The organism is Agrobacterium rubi TR3 = NBRC 13261 (genome assembly GCF_000739935.1).
Classification (GTDB): Bacteria; Pseudomonadota; Alphaproteobacteria; order Rhizobiales; family Rhizobiaceae; genus Agrobacterium; species Agrobacterium rubi.
Window position 1 is genome coordinate 173,152 of sequence record NZ_BBJU01000010.1, and the last position, 16,023, is coordinate 189,174.

Genomic DNA, 16,023 nt, shown 5'->3' on the forward strand with positions numbered 1-16,023 from the left:
TTACTTGGATTTTATCAATAAGGAGACTTACAGGCAGTACGAATACCATTTTTAGCTTGATAAGTATTGTCTGTTGCATGGTATGACACATAGGTCTGGGCACACCACTTCACGTGGTTGATTTCCTGTTCGGAGAGATTAAACCCTTCCGAACCTGCACTTCCAGCTGCACCACCAGTAAAGGCAATGGGGGAGTTGCCATAACCAGAAGCCTGCGTCTGCGCCTGTGTTTCATAGGCAGGGGCGATGAGGCTCAGCGCGCTCGCGGGCGCAGCAATGCCTGCCGACAAACCGGCGCCTAAAGCAAATGCAGAAATGATTTTTACCATCTTGGACATTGGTAATTCCTTTTCTCTTCGGGAAACCAACGTGAGTTGAATGGCTTTTGTTCCAGCGCAGCAAAGATTAGCAAAAGTAGAGTAGCTAACGGCCGAAGAGACGACGTTAAGATTTGCGTCTTATCTGGAAACCATGCGGTGTTTGGGCGGCCGCGAGATGAGATTAAAATCGCGATCTTGCGTCGCCTGATCGATCGGTAAATCGACAGGAGTAAGAGGCAAAAAACGCAACGATACCAGATGATTGGAGCGGGTGAAGGGAATCGAACCCTCGTATTCAGCTTGGGAAGCTGCTGCTCTACCATTGAGCTACACCCGCGCAGACCTGAGGGTCTGATAGTTCCTGGGGGCTGTCAAGCTTTGTGGTTATTCGGCGCGGAAGTGTTTTGAGAGTTTCAGGCCCTGCGCTTGGTAATTGGAGCCGAGGCCTGAGCCGTAGAGGCCTTCGGGTTTGGTGAGCATGTGTTCATAGACAAGTCGACCGACGATCTGGCCGTGTTCCAGGATGAAGGGGACTTCATGGCTGCGGACTTCGAGGACGGCGCGGCTGCCGGTGCCGCCGGCGCTGGCGTGGCCGAAGCCGGGGTCGAAGAAGCCTGCGTAGTGGACGCGGAATTCGCCAACGAGCGGATCGAAGGGTGTCATTTCGGCAGCGTAGAGCGGCGGAACGTGGACGGCTTCTTGCGAGACGAGGATGTAGAATTCATCCGGGTCGAGAATGAGTTCGGCGCGACCTCGCGAATAGATTGGGTCCCAGAAATCCAGCACGTCATGGGCCGCCTTCTGGTCGACATCGACAACCGCCGTGTGATGCTTGCCGCGGTAACCGATCAGCCCGAGTTCGCCGAAGCCCTGGAGATCGATGGACAGGGCAATGCCGCCGCCGGAGACGTTGGGCGTCTCGCTGGCAACCAATATCTCGCTTTCGTGCAGGGCCAGCAGCTCGGTATCGGCCAGCACGGAATGACCGATGCGGAAGCGGATTTGCGAAAGGCGGGAGCCCTGGCGCACGACGATGGGGAAGGTGCGCGGGCTGATTTCGAGATAGAGCGGGCCGTTATAGGCTGCTGGAATCTTGTCGAATTCCTGCGCGTGGTCGGTGATGACTCGGGTGAAGATGTCGAGACGGCCCGTGGAGCTTTTCGGGTTTGCCGAGGCCGACATGCCCTGCGGGAGTGCGAGAGCTTCCATCAAGGGCACGATGTAGACGCAGCCCGTTTCCAAAACCGCGCCGTCGCTGAGATCGATCTCGTGCAGGCTGAGCCGCGTGAGCTTTTCGATGACCTTTGTCGTGGGGCCGGGCATGAAGCTGGCGCGGACGCGATAGGCTTTCGCGCCCAGGCGCAGATCGAGGCTGGCGGGCTGAATCTGGTCGGCATCCAGCGACCGTTCGCTCGTCAATTGGCCTGAAGCGAACAGTTCCCGGATCGCGCCATCCGCAAGTATGCCCGTCGTTCTCGTCATCGTTTGATCATCCCTTTTCACGGCGACAAAACCAAAAGCCAGGCATTGACGCAAGTCGTTAACGGAGTTAAGGCAATCTTATCCCGTGGTGATTTGGCCGGTCGGCTTGCAGCCACGTTAAATAAGTGGCTAAAAAGACCGGGTGCGCTTGTAACCGGTCTGCTTTTGCGGCCGGTTTTTTTGTTTGTAAGGTGATGACATGAGCAAGAAATGGCGCCCGGCAACACAGCTGGTACACGGCGGCACGCTGCGGTCCGGATATGGCGAGACCTCCGAGGCAATCTACCTGACCCAGGGCTTCGTCTATGACAGCTCGGAAGCGGCGGAAGCCCGTTTCAAGGGCGAAACCGAGGGCTTTATCTACGCCCGCTACGCCAGCCCTACCAATGACATGTTTGAAAAGCGCATGTGCCTTCTGGAAGGCGCCGAAGATGCACGCGCCACGGCATCCGGCATGGCCGCTGTCAGCGCTGCCATTCTGTGCCAGTTGAAGGCAGGCGATCACATCGTTGCTGCCCGCGCGCTCTTCGGTTCCTGCCGCTGGGTCGTCGAAACGCTGGCTCCGAAATACGGCATCGAATGCACCCTGGTCGATGGCCGTGATCTGGCCAACTGGGAAAAGGCAATCCAGCCCAACACCAAGCTGTTCTTCCTAGAAAGCCCGACGAACCCGACGCTGGAAGTTGTCGATATCGCCGGTGTTGCCAAGCTTGCAAACCAGATCGGTGCGAAGCTGGTGGTCGACAACGTGTTCGCGACGCCGCTCTTCCAGAAGCCATTGGAGTTGGGGGCGCATATCGTCGTCTACTCCGCAACCAAGCATATCGATGGCCAGGGCCGTTGCCTCGGTGGCGTCGTGCTCTCTGACAAAAAGTGGATCGAGGAAGAGCTTCAGGATTATTTCCGTCATACGGGTCCTGCCATGTCGCCCTTCAACGCCTGGACCTTGCTGAAGGGCATCGAGACGTTGCCACTGCGCGTGCGCCAGCAGACGGCCAATGCTGCCAAGATTGCTGACTTCCTCGCCGAGCAGAACAAGGTCGCCAAGGTGATCTATCCCGGCCGAGCCGACCACCCACAGGCTGATATCATTGCCAAGCAGATGACGGGCGGTTCGACGCTAGTCTGCTTTGAATTGAAGGGTGGTAAGGAAGCGGCATTCAAGCTGCAAAACGCGCTTGAAGTCGTCAAGATTTCCAACAATCTGGGTGACGCCAAGAGCCTGATTACGCATCCCGGCACGACCACCCACAAGAACCTGACGGACGAGGCGCGTGCTGAGCTCGGCATTTCCGGCGGCACGTTGCGCCTGTCCTGCGGCATCGAAGATACCGATGATCTGCTGGAGGATTTCGCGGCCGCCATCGCGAAGGTTTCCGCCTGATCCGAAGACTACGGCCCGGCGCTCAGACCGGGCCGTCACTGCCCTACCTCGATGGCACGTGCTGCGTCACAACGCGTTCAAGACCGGTCACCATGCCCAACAAAAGATATGGTAACGGGATGTTACCGTTAAAGTGATATCCGCTGGACCAAGTGCGCCGTCATTATAGCCATCGAAATCCTGCGACCACTTGCAGTTTCTTGACGATGACTTGCGCGTTTGGTGTAGAATGTTTGAACAAGCAATGACTTAGGGCCGCGTGAATGTATCGAGCCGTGACAAGAGACATCGAGGTCACCGTCGACCCCTATTATCTTGAGAAGCAATCCGACCCGGATGACAGCCGTTATGTCTGGGGCTACACCGTTGTGATTTCCAACCACTCCGACGTGGCCGTGACGCTGCTCAACCGGTACTGGAACATCACCGACGAAACCGGCCAGGTGGACGAAGTGTCCGGCCCGGGCGTGGTCGGCGAGCAACCGCACCTCAAATCAGGCGACACCTATGAATATTCGTCGGGCTGCCCGCTGGATACACCATCCGGCATGATGTTCGGCCATTATGAAATGAAGGCCGATAATGGCGAAGTCTTCATCGTCGCCATTCCTGCATTTTCTCTGGATAGCCCCGGTTTGACCCGCGTGCTGAATTGAAAAAGGCGGGATATCATCCCGCCCTGTCCTCAGTTCACCGCTTCCAGTTCCTCGATCGGATAATGATACGTCGTGGAGCAAAACTCGCAGGTGACGGAAATGATGCCGTTTTCTTGGCTGTCTTGAATTTCCTCCGCAGAAAACCCTGACAGAACGCCCTTGATCTTGTCGCGCGAGCAATTGCAGCGGTCGAGGATCAGTTGCGGATCGTAGACGCGAACGCCCTGCTCGTGGAACAAGCGAAACAGTAGTTTTTCGGCCGGCACCTGTGGGTCCGTCAATTCGTCCATGTCGACCGTGTCGACAAGAGCGACGGCTTCGGTCCAGGCGTCGTCTTCCGAATACTCGGCCGCACCGTCATCGCCATCGCCGCCGTGCAGATCACGCTGACGAAGACGCTCCGGTGCCTGTGGCAGGAACTGGGCGATAATGCCACCTGCGCGCCAGCCGCGGCGCAGATTGCCATTGGCATCGCGGTCGAAGAGTTCGGCGACGCCAAGTCGGACACGGGTGGGCAACTGCTCGGACTGGCGGAAATAGGTGCCCGCAATGTCTTCCAGTGAAGACCCATCCAGGGGAACGATGCCCTGATATGGCTGCATGCCGACGCCCTGGTCGATGGTGAAGGCAAGGATGCCGTCGCCCAGCAACTGTTCCGGCGAGGTCTGGCCCGAAGCCATCGCCTCCGCCAGCCGCTCCTCGTCGAAGCGAGCATAGGCGCGCATGCTGTCAGGCGCGGAAAAATCCGCTACCAGCAGGTCCACGGGGCCATCGCTTTTGGTCTGAAGCGTCAGCTTGCCGGAAAATTTGAGAGACGTGCCGATGAGTGCCGTCAGAACCACGGCCTCCGCCAAAAGGCGGGCGACCACCGGCGGGTAATCATGGCGCGCCAGAATGGCGTTGAGAAGCGGGCCGACCTGGACGGCGCGTCCGCGCACATCCAGCCCTTCCACCTGAAAAGGAACGACCTTGTCATCGCCAGCCAATTCGAGATCGTCCAGCTGTACCGTCGCGTCTGCCATATCCTAACTCCTTGACGTCCGTCGCCTGTGCTTGCGCAGATTGATCGAAACCGAGAGGCAACGACCGACAGGCGTGATGTTCGTATCGCACAAATAGACCGGGGGCGATGAAAACGGAACCACTGCCCCAGCTTAACTTTCGCTAAACGGGCAGATTATCTGAAAACAGCGTTGTTGGTCCGACCCGTGCTCTTGCGAGACGCGAACCGGCACCAGGCCATCGGGCGGCGAACAGGTGATGAAAGGCCGCCGTTTCAAAAACGGCGGCATTGAACTGCGCTAAAAATAGGAAGCCATGCCTGAAATTCAAGCGCTTCCGTGCGGCCTCCACGTGCGACCGGTCAGATGACGCCCATGCACCAGGCGATGATGGCCTTTTGCGCGTGCAGGCGGTTTTCGGCCTCGTCGAAGACCACGGACTGCGGACCATCGATGACCCCATCCGTCACCTCCTCGCCGCGGTGCGCCGGCAGGCAGTGCATGAACAGCGCGTCCTTGTTGGCCTTACCCATCAGGGCAGCATTGACCTGATAGGGCTGGAAGATGTTGTGACCGCGGGCCTTGTGTTCCTGGTTCATGGACACCCAAGTGTCGGTCACAACGCAATCGGCACCCTCCACGGCCCGTTCTGCATCATGATACAGCATGATTTCGCCGCCATTGTTGCGTGCCCAGTTGAGGAACCGGTCATGCGGTTCGGAACCCATCGGCACGGCCATGTTCATGCGGTAACCGAAGCGGGCCGCACCTTCCACCAGCGAATGCAGCACGTTGTTGCCGTCGCCCGTCCAGGCAATCGTCTTGCCTTTGACGGGGCCGCGATGCTCTTCGAAGGTCAGAATATCGGCCATGATCTGGCAGGGATGGGTATCGTCTGTAAGGCCGTTGATGACGGGAACGGTGGCGTGTTCGGCCAACTCCAGCAGGCGCGAATGGTCTGTGGTGCGGATCATGATGGCATCCACATAGCGCGACAGAACCTTGGCCGTATCGCCAATGGTTTCGGCGCGACCAAGCTGCATTTCCGTGCCGGACAAAAACAGCGTCTCGCCGCCCAGTTGGCGCATGCCGACATCGAAGGAGACGCGGGTGCGGGTAGACGGCTTTTCGAAGATCATCGCCAGCATCTTGCCGGCCAGCGGCTTTTCCGCTGTGCCGTTCTTGGTGGCGATCTTGCGGGTGCGGGCGTCGTCCATAATAACCCGCAGGTCTTCCGAACCGACGGCCGAAAGGTCTAGAAAATGCTTTGCTGATGCCATTTCAATACAGTCCCATTGATGCAGGCCGCGCGGCGCGCTTGCCTGGACAGTGCGCTTTTCAAGCGCTTTTTGCCATTTTCGTGGTGAGGCTTTCCGCGGCACGCTCAAGCCGGGCCAAACCTTCTCGCGCCTCTTCCGCCGTCACCACAAGCGGCGGCAGCAGACGGATGACGTTATCGCCCGCCGGAACGCCCAGAAGACGCTCGGCACGAATGGCATGCAGCAGATCGGAGGACGGCACTTTCGCCTTCACGCCGATCAGCAGGCCCTCGCCTCTGATTTCTTCGATCACGTCGGGGTAGCGGTCCTTCAGCGATGCGAGGCCCTGGCGGAACACCAGCGTCACATCCCGTACCTGCTGCAAAAAGCCGTCAGCCAGAACGATATCCAGCACCGCATTACCGCAGGCCATGGCCAGCGGGTTGCCGCCATAGGTCGTGCCGTGGACGCCAGCCGTCATGCCGGAAGCCGCTTGCGCCGTCGCGAGGCATGCGCCGAACGGGAAGCCACCGCCGATACCCTTGGCCACCGCCATGATGTCAGGCGTCACACCCGACCATTCGTGCGCAAAGAACTTGCCGGTACGGCCGACGCCGGTCTGCACTTCATCGAAAATCAGCAGCAGGCCGTGTTCGTCACACAGTGCCCGAAGTTCCCGCAGGAATTCCGGCGAAACGGGGCGCACACCGCCCTCGCCTTGGATGGGCTCGATCAGCAAGGCTGCCGTTTCCGGAACGATGGCCGCCTTCAGCGCATCAAGATCGTTGAACGGCACCTGGTCGAAACCTTCGACCTTGGGGCCGAAGCCCTCGATATATTTCTGCTGGCCACCGGCTGCGATGGTCGCCAGCGTGCGTCCATGGAAGGCGCCCTCAAAGGTGATGATGCGGAATTTTTCCGGATGACTGTGGGTGTAATGGTAGCGGCGCGCGGTTTTGATCGCGCATTCCAGGGATTCCGCACCCGAATTGGTGAAGAACACCTTATCCGCAAAAGTTGCATCCGTCAGCCGCTTGGCCAGCACTTCCTGTCCCGCAACCTCATAAAGATTGGACAGGTGCCAGACCTTTTCCGCCTGCGATTTCAGGGCATCCACCATGTGCGGATGGCTGTGGCCAACCGAAGTAACGGCCACGCCCGCGCCGAAATCCAGATATCGCTCGCCGTTTTCCGTGACGAGCCAAACGCCCTCTCCTCGCTCAAAGCGCAGCGGGGCTCTGGAAAACGTATCGAACAATGGCGCGGTGTCGGCCATGGCTGTATCACTCCCTGCGCAAAGGCGCTGTCAAGAGGGCTTACCGGTTTCCCGTGCCTGAAAATCAAAAATGCCGCCTCGCGGCGGCTTGGTGTCTTTCCTGTACTACGCGATCACTATTGCCACTTCACTTGGCGATGTCAACAAATGTCCGCATTTTCCGGCATTCTCAAGCCATGGTATGGGATTTTGGACAGCATACGAAGTGTTGCTTTTCTGACTCACAAATGCAGCAAGTTGGGGAAAACCGGAAAATCGATTCGAGATGATTCCCGGGACTCTTGTCAGAGAGTCAGCCGACGATTAGGTTAATCTTCAATTACTAGACTGCAAGCGGCGGAACTAGTCACCTACAATCTGGCGGACACTCTGCGCGTGGTTCACTCCGCGGCATTAGAGATTGATTCTGCCTGCGCGACAAGCGGAGAAGCGGCATGAACTGGACTGATGAACGCGTTGAGAGATTGAAAAGGCTGTGGGCCGAGGGCCTGAGCGCCAGCCAGATCGCAGCACAACTTGGCGGTGTCAGCCGCAACGCCGTCATCGGTAAAGTCCACCGTTTGAACCTGCCAGGCCGCGCGAAAGCCGGCGGCACTGTCTCGACATCACGCCCCGCCGCAGCAAAGCGTCCGGCAGCAGCGACAACCTCTTCTGCTCCTCGCGCTGCAAACACCTTCCAGGCCCGCGCAGCAACACCACGTCCAACCATGCGCACGGCACCGAAGGACGATCAGGACAGCGACAGCGCACAGGTTTTGGAATATGTGCCGGTCAACACCTCGGTCCTGCCGACATCGCTTCGCCTGACATTGACGGAACTGACGGAACGCACCTGCAAATGGCCGGTCGGCGATCCACTGAAGGACGATTTCCACTTCTGCGGCTGCGACGCCTCGGAATCCTCGCCATACTGCAAGTTCCACGCAAAGATGGCTTACCAGCCGGTTAGCGAACGTCGCAGAGCCTAATGGCCAGCGCACATTGCGAGACACAAGGAAGCGGGTCCATTGGCCCGCTTTTTTTATGTCTGGAACTGACGGAAGACTTTAAAGACGGGGCCGATAGGATCGGCAAGCTTCGATTAACGCGTCAACAACGTGCGCGTCACTGTGGTAGGCCAAGATTTCACGCCACTCGCGTGCATCCTGCGCGGTGATAAGCTCCGGCAGGCGGTTCCGCAACCACTCATCGTCCGCCAAATGCTCGATAAAGCCGACGGCGACAGCAGTGTTGGCCTTTTTGTGCGGGGCCGACAGACAATAGCGCGCATAATCGATGATGCGCCGGGATTTTTCCATGTCGCCGCTTCTGACGGAATCGTCAAACAACAGACGCAGCTCTATCCACGCGGCCGACGGCGACCAAGCCTGCGATGTTGTCCTCGGATATCGGGCGCAGTTTCTATAGCCTTACGACGCCATGTACTCATCTTAGCGGCCTAGCTGTGTCTGCTCAAGATGACGTAAGCCTCCCATGAAACGGGAGGTTTTGCGACCAAATTTACGTTCGTGGAAAAGCAATTCTGCGGAACGTCAAAGACGGAGCCCACAAGGCACAATGGCTGCGCGGAGATGCACCAGCATCTCTCATCGGCGGTTCAAGCGCCACGTGCACTCAGGCACAAATGACAACAAGTCCTGCCCAGCCAGATCGCAGCCCTTCATTCGAACGGCTGCTGGATCATGGCGGATAGCTCAGCCCTGGCGGGCTTTGCGGTTGGCATAGCGGCGATCGCGCTCTGCCTTGCGGGCTGCTTCGTCTTCGATGACGCGGGCGATGCGGTTTTTATCGGCAAGCTTGCGGGCGTCTTCTTCAGCACTTGCGGCGGCTTCGAGTTCGGCCTGCTTTTGGGCGGCTTCTGCTTCGAGGCGGATTTTGTCGTCGCGTTTCTGCTGGTCGCGTTCGGCCTGGCGCGCTCTGCGGGCTTCGGCAACGGCGATCTGTTCGGCCTGCTTGGCTTCAAGCGTTGGCGCAGCAGCTTCCTTGGCTTCGCGATAGGCCTTCAAAAGAGCGGCCTTTGCGTCGGCGGCGGCGCCGCGGCGTTCGGAAACTTCGTTGTTTTTGATATTTCGAGTGTTTCTCAAATCTCTATTCCAGTTGAGTGGTCATACCGATCTTGCGATCAGGATTTCTTACCACGTTTCGTAGGAGCGGGTGGCGGGTTCAGGCTATCTTGCAATTCCTTGGCAAGACGTGCTTCGCGCAGTCTGAGCGTCTTTTCGTCACGCGCCTGCGTAATCGAATTGATCTCCTCAACCGCATGGCCGCGGGCAAAAAACTGTGTCTGCGTGGCGCCGAATGCGATTTCGGCCTGCTTGCGCGATTTGCTGTGTGTTTCAGACATGAAATTTCCTTCCTGTCGCGTCGGCCTGAAATCGGGATCGATTTTCTGGAAGTCCGATGCGTGGTGGATCGACAGCCTGGAGCCTGTTTTACGCCATAAAGGCACAGTACCCGAAGCGGGTGCCGCCGAGCGGCACAAAAAAAGGCCAGGCAACGTGCCTGACCTCGGTTGGTCTCATGCTTTCAACAGTGCCAGTACATCCGTGGTCAAGGGAAAGCAGATCCCGTTATTTAAGCAGCCTGGAGGTTGCAAGCAGACATTTTGCCCGACTTGTTGTCGCGCTCAAGGTCGTAGCTCAGCTTCTGGCCTTCAACGATTTCGCGCATACCTGCACGCTCTACAGCGGAGATGTGTACGAATGCGTCTGTGCCCCCGTTGTCAGGCTGAATGAAGCCGAAGCCCTTGGTGGAGTTAAACCATTTTACTGTGCCTGTGGTCATAATGAACCCTTTCAAAGCATAAGAGATAGATCGCAGAACTTACGCCCTGCGTGCGATTATAGCGATTTTTTTGAAGAAAGGGTTAGTTCAAAACGCGGTGCTAATCGCGCGGCAACCAAAGCTCAGCAAGAAAAATATCGATAAACCATTGATAGAGCTTTATCGCCGGATAGTCAAACTTTAATTTTCAGATAATGACGATCGGACTTCGTCTTCATATCCATCTGCTTTCGTGATCTGTTGCTTGAGAACACCGACACGATCATTCGACGGGGTGCCCTAATCACTGTTTTTATTCACGAAATTGACATTTAAGGCGTTCAAATATTCCTGTGATGATACCACATCAAATCCGGGAGACCGTCAGGAAAATATATCTTCGGTCTACGCTTATGGACAGGAGACGCCCTCACCTGCCTAACATAGGTAGGCAATCTAAACGCAAAACGCGCACCGCTGATCCCCAGAGATCAACATGGCGCGCGTTCTTGAAACACATCCTATCACGAATAAGCACGTGACGACTTCAGGCTTCCATGGAATATCCCGCGCCGCGCACGGTGCGGATGACATCCTGCATGTTGGAGAAGTTGAGTGCCTTGCGCAGGCGACCAACATGGACGTCGACGGTTCGTTCATCCACATAGATGTCGTGGCCCCAGACGCCGTCGAGAAGCTGGGAACGCGAGAAGACGCGGCCGGGCGAGACCATCAGGAATTCCAGCAGGCGGAATTCGGTCGGTCCCAGGCGGACTTCTCGGGTCTTGCGATGAACGCGGTGAGTTTCGCGATCCAGTTCGATATCGCCGCATTTCAGAACCGAAGACAGAACCTCGGGGCGGGCGCGGCGCAGCATGGCTTTAACGCGTGCCATCAGTTCCGGCGTGGAGAAAGGTTTGACCACATAGTCGTCGGCGCCGGTGGCCAGACCACGCACGCGTTCGCTTTCCTCGCCCCGCGCGGTCAGCATGATGATCGGCAGGCGTTCCGTTTCCGGGCGCATCCGCAGGCGGCGGCACAGTTCGATGCCGGAAACGCCTGGCAGCATCCAGTCAAGAATGAGCAGATCCGGCGTGCGCTCCTGCAAGCGGATTTCCGCTTCATCACCACGCGGGATCGTGTCCACGTCGTAACCTTCGGATTCCAGATTGTAGCGAAGAAGAACGCTCAATGCTTCTTCATCTTCAACAACGGCTATTTTCGGCACCATGACTATGGGACTCCGCCAGGCTTATAGGGAACTCACTCGGTGACTGCACCGAGCGTATTGGAACTGTCGTCCTTGGGACGCTCGCCTTCCGGCTGACTACCGGTGGCCATGTAATAGATGGTTTCGGCAATGTTGGTGGCATGGTCGCCGACGCGCTCGATGTTTTTGGCGCAGAACAGAAGATGTGTGCATGTGGTGATGTTGCGCGGATCTTCCATCATATAGGTCAACAGCTCGCGAAACAGCGAGGTGTACATGGCGTCGATTTCCTCGTCGCGCTCACGAATGGTCTGTGCCTTTTCCGCCGAACGGGTGGAATAGACATCCAGAACGTCCTTCAACTGCACCAGCGCCAGTTCGGACAGATGCTCGAGACCGCGTGCCAGCTTGCGAGGCACGCCGGTACCGGCAACAGCGATAACGCGCTTGGCCGTATTCTTACCCAAGTCGCCGACGCGCTCCAGATCGGCTGCGATGCGCAGCGAACCGATGATTTCGCGAAGGTCGGCGGCCATGGGCTGGCGCTTGGCGATGGTGACGATAGCCTTGTCACCGATTTCGCGTTCGGCATTGTCCAGGATCGTGTCGTCCGAGATAACCTTCTGGGCCAGGGCGGCATCGGAGTTGACGAGGGCGCGCAACGCATCGCTGCACATCTGCTCCGCCAGACCGCCCATTTCGGCGATGCGGCGGCTCAGGAACTTCAACTCTTCGTCGTAGGCAGACATGATGTGCGAATTGGTCGGCATGGTCGAATTCTCCAGTTTCGGTGCGGCTGACCACAAGCCCTGTCAGGCTCGAGCGGTTCGACGCGACGGGTTGCAATCAGCGACAGGATCAGCCGAAGCGACCCATGATGTAATCCTGCGTGCGCTGGTCATCCGGGTTGGTGAACATCTTGTCGGTGTCGTTTTCCTCAACGAGATGACCCAGATGGAACATGGCGGTGCGCTGCGAAACGCGGGCGGCCTGCTGCATCGAGTGCGTCACGATGACGATGGTGTAGTTGGAGCGAAGCTCGTGGATCAGTTCCTCGACCTTGGCGGTAGCAATCGGGTCGAGCGCCGAGCATGGCTCGTCCATCAGGATGACTTCTGGGCTGACGGCAATGGCACGGGCGATGCACAGACGCTGCTGCTGACCACCGGAAAGACCTGTGCCGGACTCCAGCAGACGATCCTTGGCTTCGTTCCAAAGACCGGCCTTTTGAAGGCTGGCTTCGACGATCTGGTCCATATCCGCCTTGTTGCGGGCAAGACCGTGAATGCGTGGGCCGTAGGCGATGTTCTCATAGATCGACTTCGGGAACGGGTTCGGCTTCTGGAACACCATGCCGACACGCGCACGCAGCTCCACCACATCGATGTTGCTGTCGTAGATGTCTTCGCCATCGAGCGTGATCTTGCCCGTGACGCGGCAACCGTCGATCGTGTCGTTCATGCGGTTCAGTGTCCGCAGAAACGTCGACTTGCCACAGCCCGAAGGACCGATGAGCGCGGTAACGGTATTTTCACGAACGTTGAGGTTCACGTCATAGAGCGCACGCTTGTCGCTGTAATAGACGGAAACGTCCTTGCCGATCATCTTATGAGAAACGTCATTCATCTTCTTGTCTAGCGCCTTTTCCATTGCTGCTTCCGACAACATATTCATCGTTTTAAGCTCCTTCTACCAGCGCCGCTCGAAGCGACGCCGCAAGAGAATTGCGCCAACATTCATGACAACGAGGAACATCAGCAGGATGATGATAGCGCCGGATGTCCGTTCGACAAAGGCGCGCTCTGCCTCGTTTGCCCACATATAGATCTGCACCGGCAAGGCCGTGGACGGGTCCATCGGCGTTGTCGGGTAGTTTGCGACGAAGGCGACCATGCCGATGAGCAGCAGAGGTGCGGTTTCGCCAAGCGCATGGGCCAGACCAATGATGGTGCCGGTGAGAATACCCGGCATGGCCAGCGGCAGCACATGGTGAAAGATCGTCTGCATCTTCGAGGCGCCGAGCCCCAGAGCCGCAGCGCGGATCGATGGCGGCACGGCCTTCAATGCGGCACGGGTGGCGATGATGATCGTCGGCAGGGTCATCAGCGTCAGCACGAAGCCACCGACCAGAGAGGCCGAGCGCGGGAAGCCCATGAAATTGATGAAGACCGACAGGCCGAGCAGACCGTAAACAATCGACGGCACGGCTGCGAGGTTGTTGATGTTGACTTCGATGAGGTCGGTGATGCGGTTCTTGGGCGCAAACTCTTCCAGATAGATCGATGCTGCCACGCCAATCGGCAGCGAGAGCACCAGAACGATCATCATCATATAGAAGGAACCGATCAGCGCCACGCCCACGCCGGCAGCTTCCGGTCGGCTCGATGCGCCGTTGAGAAAAATGCCTGTGTTGAACTGCTTGGCGAGCTGACCGTTGGCGACCAGCTGGTCCATCCACTTGACCTGCTGGTCGGAGACACGACGGTTGGCTTCTTCACCGGTCATGTCGAACTGACCCTTGAAGGCAGAGTCGATATCGCCAGAGGCCAGAAGCGCGACGTTACGTGTCGTTCCGATCACGCTGGGATCGGATGTCACGAGATCACGCAACTGGGTGCGAACACTGTCCGAAACCATGGTGCCAATGGTGCGCAGAGCCGTGCGGTCGTCCAGAGAGACGCCGAGTGCCCTGGCAACCGCGTTGCGAGCCAGAACAGGATAGTTCGCCGTCACCAGCTTGGTCGGATTGGTCGCGCGCTGATTATCAGGGTCGATGATCTGTTCGGAAAACTCCACCGGAACGGTGATCGTCGTCTGCTGGAAGGCCGTGTAACCCTTGCCGACAACCGACCAGATGAGAAGGAACAGAAAGATCAGGCCAAAAGAAATCGCGGCGACACCGTAGGTGCGGAAGCGGCGCTCTGCAGCATAGCGGCGTTTGATGCCGATATCACGACGGGCCGTCTTTGGCGCGACTGGCACGCCAGCCGCCGAAGAAACAACGTCGGTCATTCGTACTGCTCCCGGTATTTGCGCACAATGAAGAGCGCGTAGATATTAAGGCATAGCGTGATGGCAAAGAGCGTGATGCCAAGCGCAAAGGCAACGAGGGTCTGCGGCGAGGTGAATTCAAGGTCGCCGGTCAACTGGCTGACGATCTTCACCGTCACCGTGGTCATGGGTTCGAACGGGCTGATCTGCAAGCGGGCAGCCACACCGGCGGCCAGAACCACGATCATCGTCTCACCGATTGCACGCGATGCCGTCATCAGGATGGCTCCGACGATGCCAGGCAGAGCAGCCGGCAGGATAACGCGCTTGATGGTCTCGGACCGGGTGGCGCCCAGGCCAAGCGAACCGTCACGCATCGTGCGGGGCACGGCGGTGATGATATCGTCCGACAGCGACGACACATAAGGAATGAGCATGATGCCCATCACGAAGCCCGCCGTCAGAACGCTCTGCGCTTGGATGAAGGAGGTATAATCACCGGTCGTAAGGCCATTGATTTGCGAGGAGATGTCACGCAGGAACGGACCAACGGTGGTGAGCGCGAAGAAACCGTAGACGATGGTCGGGATACCGGCCAGAACTTCCAGCAGCGGCTTTGCGATGGAGCGCACGCGGCGCGAGGCGTATTCCGCCATGTAGATGGCTGAGAACAGGCCGACCGGAACAGCCACCAGCATGGCCACGAAGCCAATATAGAGGGTACCCGCCAGAAGCGGAATGAGGCCGAACTGACCGGCAGATTCGGTTGCGCCTGCAGCCGCAAAGCGCGGATCCCAGACGGTTCCGAAGAAGAATTCGTGGGCCGGAACCATGTTGAAGAACTGAATGGCTTCCGTCAGCATCGACATGACGATGCCGATCGTGGTCAAGATCGCGAGGGAAGATGCGAGCAGCAAAGCGCCGAGGATCACGCGCTCGACCTTGTTTCTGGCACGGAAGCGAGGCGCTATGGCGCGGATGGCATAGAGGGCACCCAGCAAGGCGGCACCCAGCACCACGATAATCATGCCGATGCGGCTGGATGTGGTCATGGTGTTGAGCGTCTGTGCGGCCTCGACCATGTAGGGTTCAGGATCACCGGCAATGGCAACGCCCTTGGCGGCCAGCAGCGGGCGAACTGGCGCACCGGATTCGACGGCGGCGTGTTCTTCCGGTGTCAGACGCTGAAGGCCGCGGGCGATGGAGCCGACCATGCCATAGTTCAGGCTCTGCTGCGCCTCGGACTGGGCACGAATATTTTCAGGAAACTCGGCACGAACCGCTGCCGTGATGACCATCGGGCTGATGATGAGCCAAACGGCGAGAATGAAGGCGGACGGCAATATTGCCCATACAAGCGCATAAGAGCCATGGTAACCGGCGCGAGAATGCATGGATGACGGACGACCACCTGCCAGCGCAACCGCACGACGCGTGCCAAGCACGTAACTGGTGATGCCGATCAACGCCAGTATCAGCAAAATGATAGGTGTGTTCATGAAACTTTCCTCGACACGCCACATGGCGCGATGCGGTATCGGGCACTTTCAAACGCGATAAAAATTTCGGCGGCTTGACCGAAGATGTCCTGTGTTCAGCGTCAGCCGACACAGCCCGGCTTGATACACAAGGTGACCACCGGGTTTAAGCGTTTCGATAAACGGCAGGCAACACTCCACAG

Annotated in this window: 17 protein-coding genes, 1 tRNA gene and 1 riboswitch; of the genes, 3 read left to right on the forward strand and 15 right to left on the reverse strand. The window is 58.0% G+C overall.

All coding sequences use genetic code 11. The annotated features are described in order from the left end of the window. Positions 1–14: 14 nt before the first annotated feature. From RRU01S_RS08795 to RRU01S_RS08805, 3 genes are all read right to left on the reverse strand, one after another. On the reverse strand, positions 15–338 hold the full coding sequence (locus RRU01S_RS08795) for a BA14K family protein (protein WP_045229884.1): 324 nt from the start codon (positions 336–338) through the stop codon (positions 15–17). Positions 339–583: 245 nt separating this feature from the next. Next, positions 584–657 (reverse strand) — tRNA-Gly (locus RRU01S_RS08800). A 47-nt stretch (positions 658–704) separates the two neighbouring features. Then, complete coding sequence (locus RRU01S_RS08805) at positions 705–1,802, reverse strand: 2'-deoxycytidine 5'-triphosphate deaminase (RefSeq protein WP_045229885.1); 1,098 nt, start codon at positions 1,800–1,802, stop codon at positions 705–707. Between the two features lie 75 nt (positions 1,803–1,877). After that, positions 1,878–1,956, forward strand: a riboswitch (SAM riboswitch). A gap of 45 nt (positions 1,957–2,001) precedes the next feature. Between RRU01S_RS08805 and RRU01S_RS08810 the strand changes: the two genes are divergently transcribed. Beyond that, positions 2,002–3,186: an O-succinylhomoserine sulfhydrylase gene (locus RRU01S_RS08810; RefSeq protein WP_045229886.1), complete on the forward strand. Its 1,185-nt coding sequence runs from the start codon at positions 2,002–2,004 to the stop codon at positions 3,184–3,186. Between the two features lie 263 nt (positions 3,187–3,449). Beyond that, complete coding sequence (gene apaG, locus RRU01S_RS08815) at positions 3,450–3,842, forward strand: Co2+/Mg2+ efflux facilitator ApaG/CorD (RefSeq protein WP_045229887.1); 393 nt, start codon at positions 3,450–3,452, stop codon at positions 3,840–3,842. Positions 3,843–3,871: 29 nt separating this feature from the next. Here apaG and RRU01S_RS08820 read toward each other — a convergent pair whose 3' ends face one another. From RRU01S_RS08820 to RRU01S_RS08830, 3 genes are all read right to left on the reverse strand, one after another. Continuing rightward, the gene (locus tag RRU01S_RS08820) at positions 3,872–4,864 is read right to left on the reverse strand and encodes an Hsp33 family molecular chaperone (RefSeq protein WP_045229888.1); all 993 of its coding nucleotides are present in this window, start codon (positions 4,862–4,864) and stop codon (positions 3,872–3,874) included. Positions 4,865–5,205: 341 nt separating this feature from the next. Further along, the gene (gene argF / locus RRU01S_RS08825) at positions 5,206–6,123 is read right to left on the reverse strand and encodes an ornithine carbamoyltransferase (RefSeq protein ID WP_045229889.1); all 918 of its coding nucleotides are present in this window, start codon (positions 6,121–6,123) and stop codon (positions 5,206–5,208) included. A 58-nt stretch (positions 6,124–6,181) separates the two neighbouring features. Further along, complete coding sequence (locus RRU01S_RS08830; protein ID WP_045229890.1) at positions 6,182–7,378, reverse strand: aspartate aminotransferase family protein; 1,197 nt, start codon at positions 7,376–7,378, stop codon at positions 6,182–6,184. A gap of 434 nt (positions 7,379–7,812) precedes the next feature. Between RRU01S_RS08830 and RRU01S_RS08835 the strand changes: the two genes are divergently transcribed. Then, positions 7,813–8,346: a GcrA family cell cycle regulator gene (locus tag RRU01S_RS08835; RefSeq protein WP_045229891.1), complete on the forward strand. Its 534-nt coding sequence runs from the start codon at positions 7,813–7,815 to the stop codon at positions 8,344–8,346. Between the two features lie 78 nt (positions 8,347–8,424). On the opposite strand, the gene RRU01S_RS08840 is transcribed toward RRU01S_RS08835, so the two are convergent. The 9 genes from RRU01S_RS08840 to pstC form a co-directional block, all read right to left on the reverse strand. Beyond that, a complete protein-coding gene (locus RRU01S_RS08840) occupies positions 8,425–8,706 on the reverse strand; it encodes a hypothetical protein (RefSeq protein WP_045229892.1) in 282 nt (93 codons plus the stop codon). Positions 8,707–9,072: 366 nt separating this feature from the next. Beyond that, the gene (locus tag RRU01S_RS08845) at positions 9,073–9,462 is read right to left on the reverse strand and encodes a DUF6481 family protein (protein WP_045229893.1); all 390 of its coding nucleotides are present in this window, start codon (positions 9,460–9,462) and stop codon (positions 9,073–9,075) included. A 38-nt stretch (positions 9,463–9,500) separates the two neighbouring features. Further along, positions 9,501–9,722, reverse strand: a complete 222-nt coding sequence (locus RRU01S_RS08850; RefSeq protein WP_045229894.1) for a hypothetical protein — start codon at positions 9,720–9,722, stop codon at positions 9,501–9,503. 230 nt (positions 9,723–9,952) lie between these two features. After that, complete coding sequence (locus tag RRU01S_RS08855) at positions 9,953–10,162, reverse strand: cold-shock protein (protein ID WP_045229895.1); 210 nt, start codon at positions 10,160–10,162, stop codon at positions 9,953–9,955. Between the two features lie 526 nt (positions 10,163–10,688). After that, positions 10,689–11,372 (reverse strand): phosphate regulon transcriptional regulator PhoB, encoded by a 684-nt coding sequence (gene phoB / locus RRU01S_RS08860; RefSeq protein WP_045229896.1) that lies wholly within the window; start codon positions 11,370–11,372, stop codon positions 10,689–10,691. A gap of 32 nt (positions 11,373–11,404) precedes the next feature. After that, entirely contained in the window at positions 11,405–12,121 is a 717-nt protein-coding gene (phoU, locus tag RRU01S_RS08865) for a phosphate signaling complex protein PhoU (protein WP_045229897.1), read from the reverse strand. A gap of 88 nt (positions 12,122–12,209) precedes the next feature. Continuing rightward, positions 12,210–13,025, reverse strand: coding sequence for a phosphate ABC transporter ATP-binding protein PstB (gene pstB, locus RRU01S_RS08870; protein WP_045229898.1), 816 nt, complete (start codon positions 13,023–13,025; stop codon positions 12,210–12,212). Between the two features lie 15 nt (positions 13,026–13,040). Further along, the gene (gene pstA, locus RRU01S_RS08875; protein ID WP_045229899.1) at positions 13,041–14,363 is read right to left on the reverse strand and encodes a phosphate ABC transporter permease PstA; all 1,323 of its coding nucleotides are present in this window, start codon (positions 14,361–14,363) and stop codon (positions 13,041–13,043) included. Beyond that, positions 14,360–15,841: a phosphate ABC transporter permease subunit PstC gene (gene pstC, locus RRU01S_RS08880; protein WP_045229940.1), complete on the reverse strand. Its 1,482-nt coding sequence runs from the start codon at positions 15,839–15,841 to the stop codon at positions 14,360–14,362. The genes pstA and pstC overlap by 4 nt, the downstream gene beginning before the upstream one ends. Positions 15,842–16,023 lie beyond the last annotated feature (182 nt).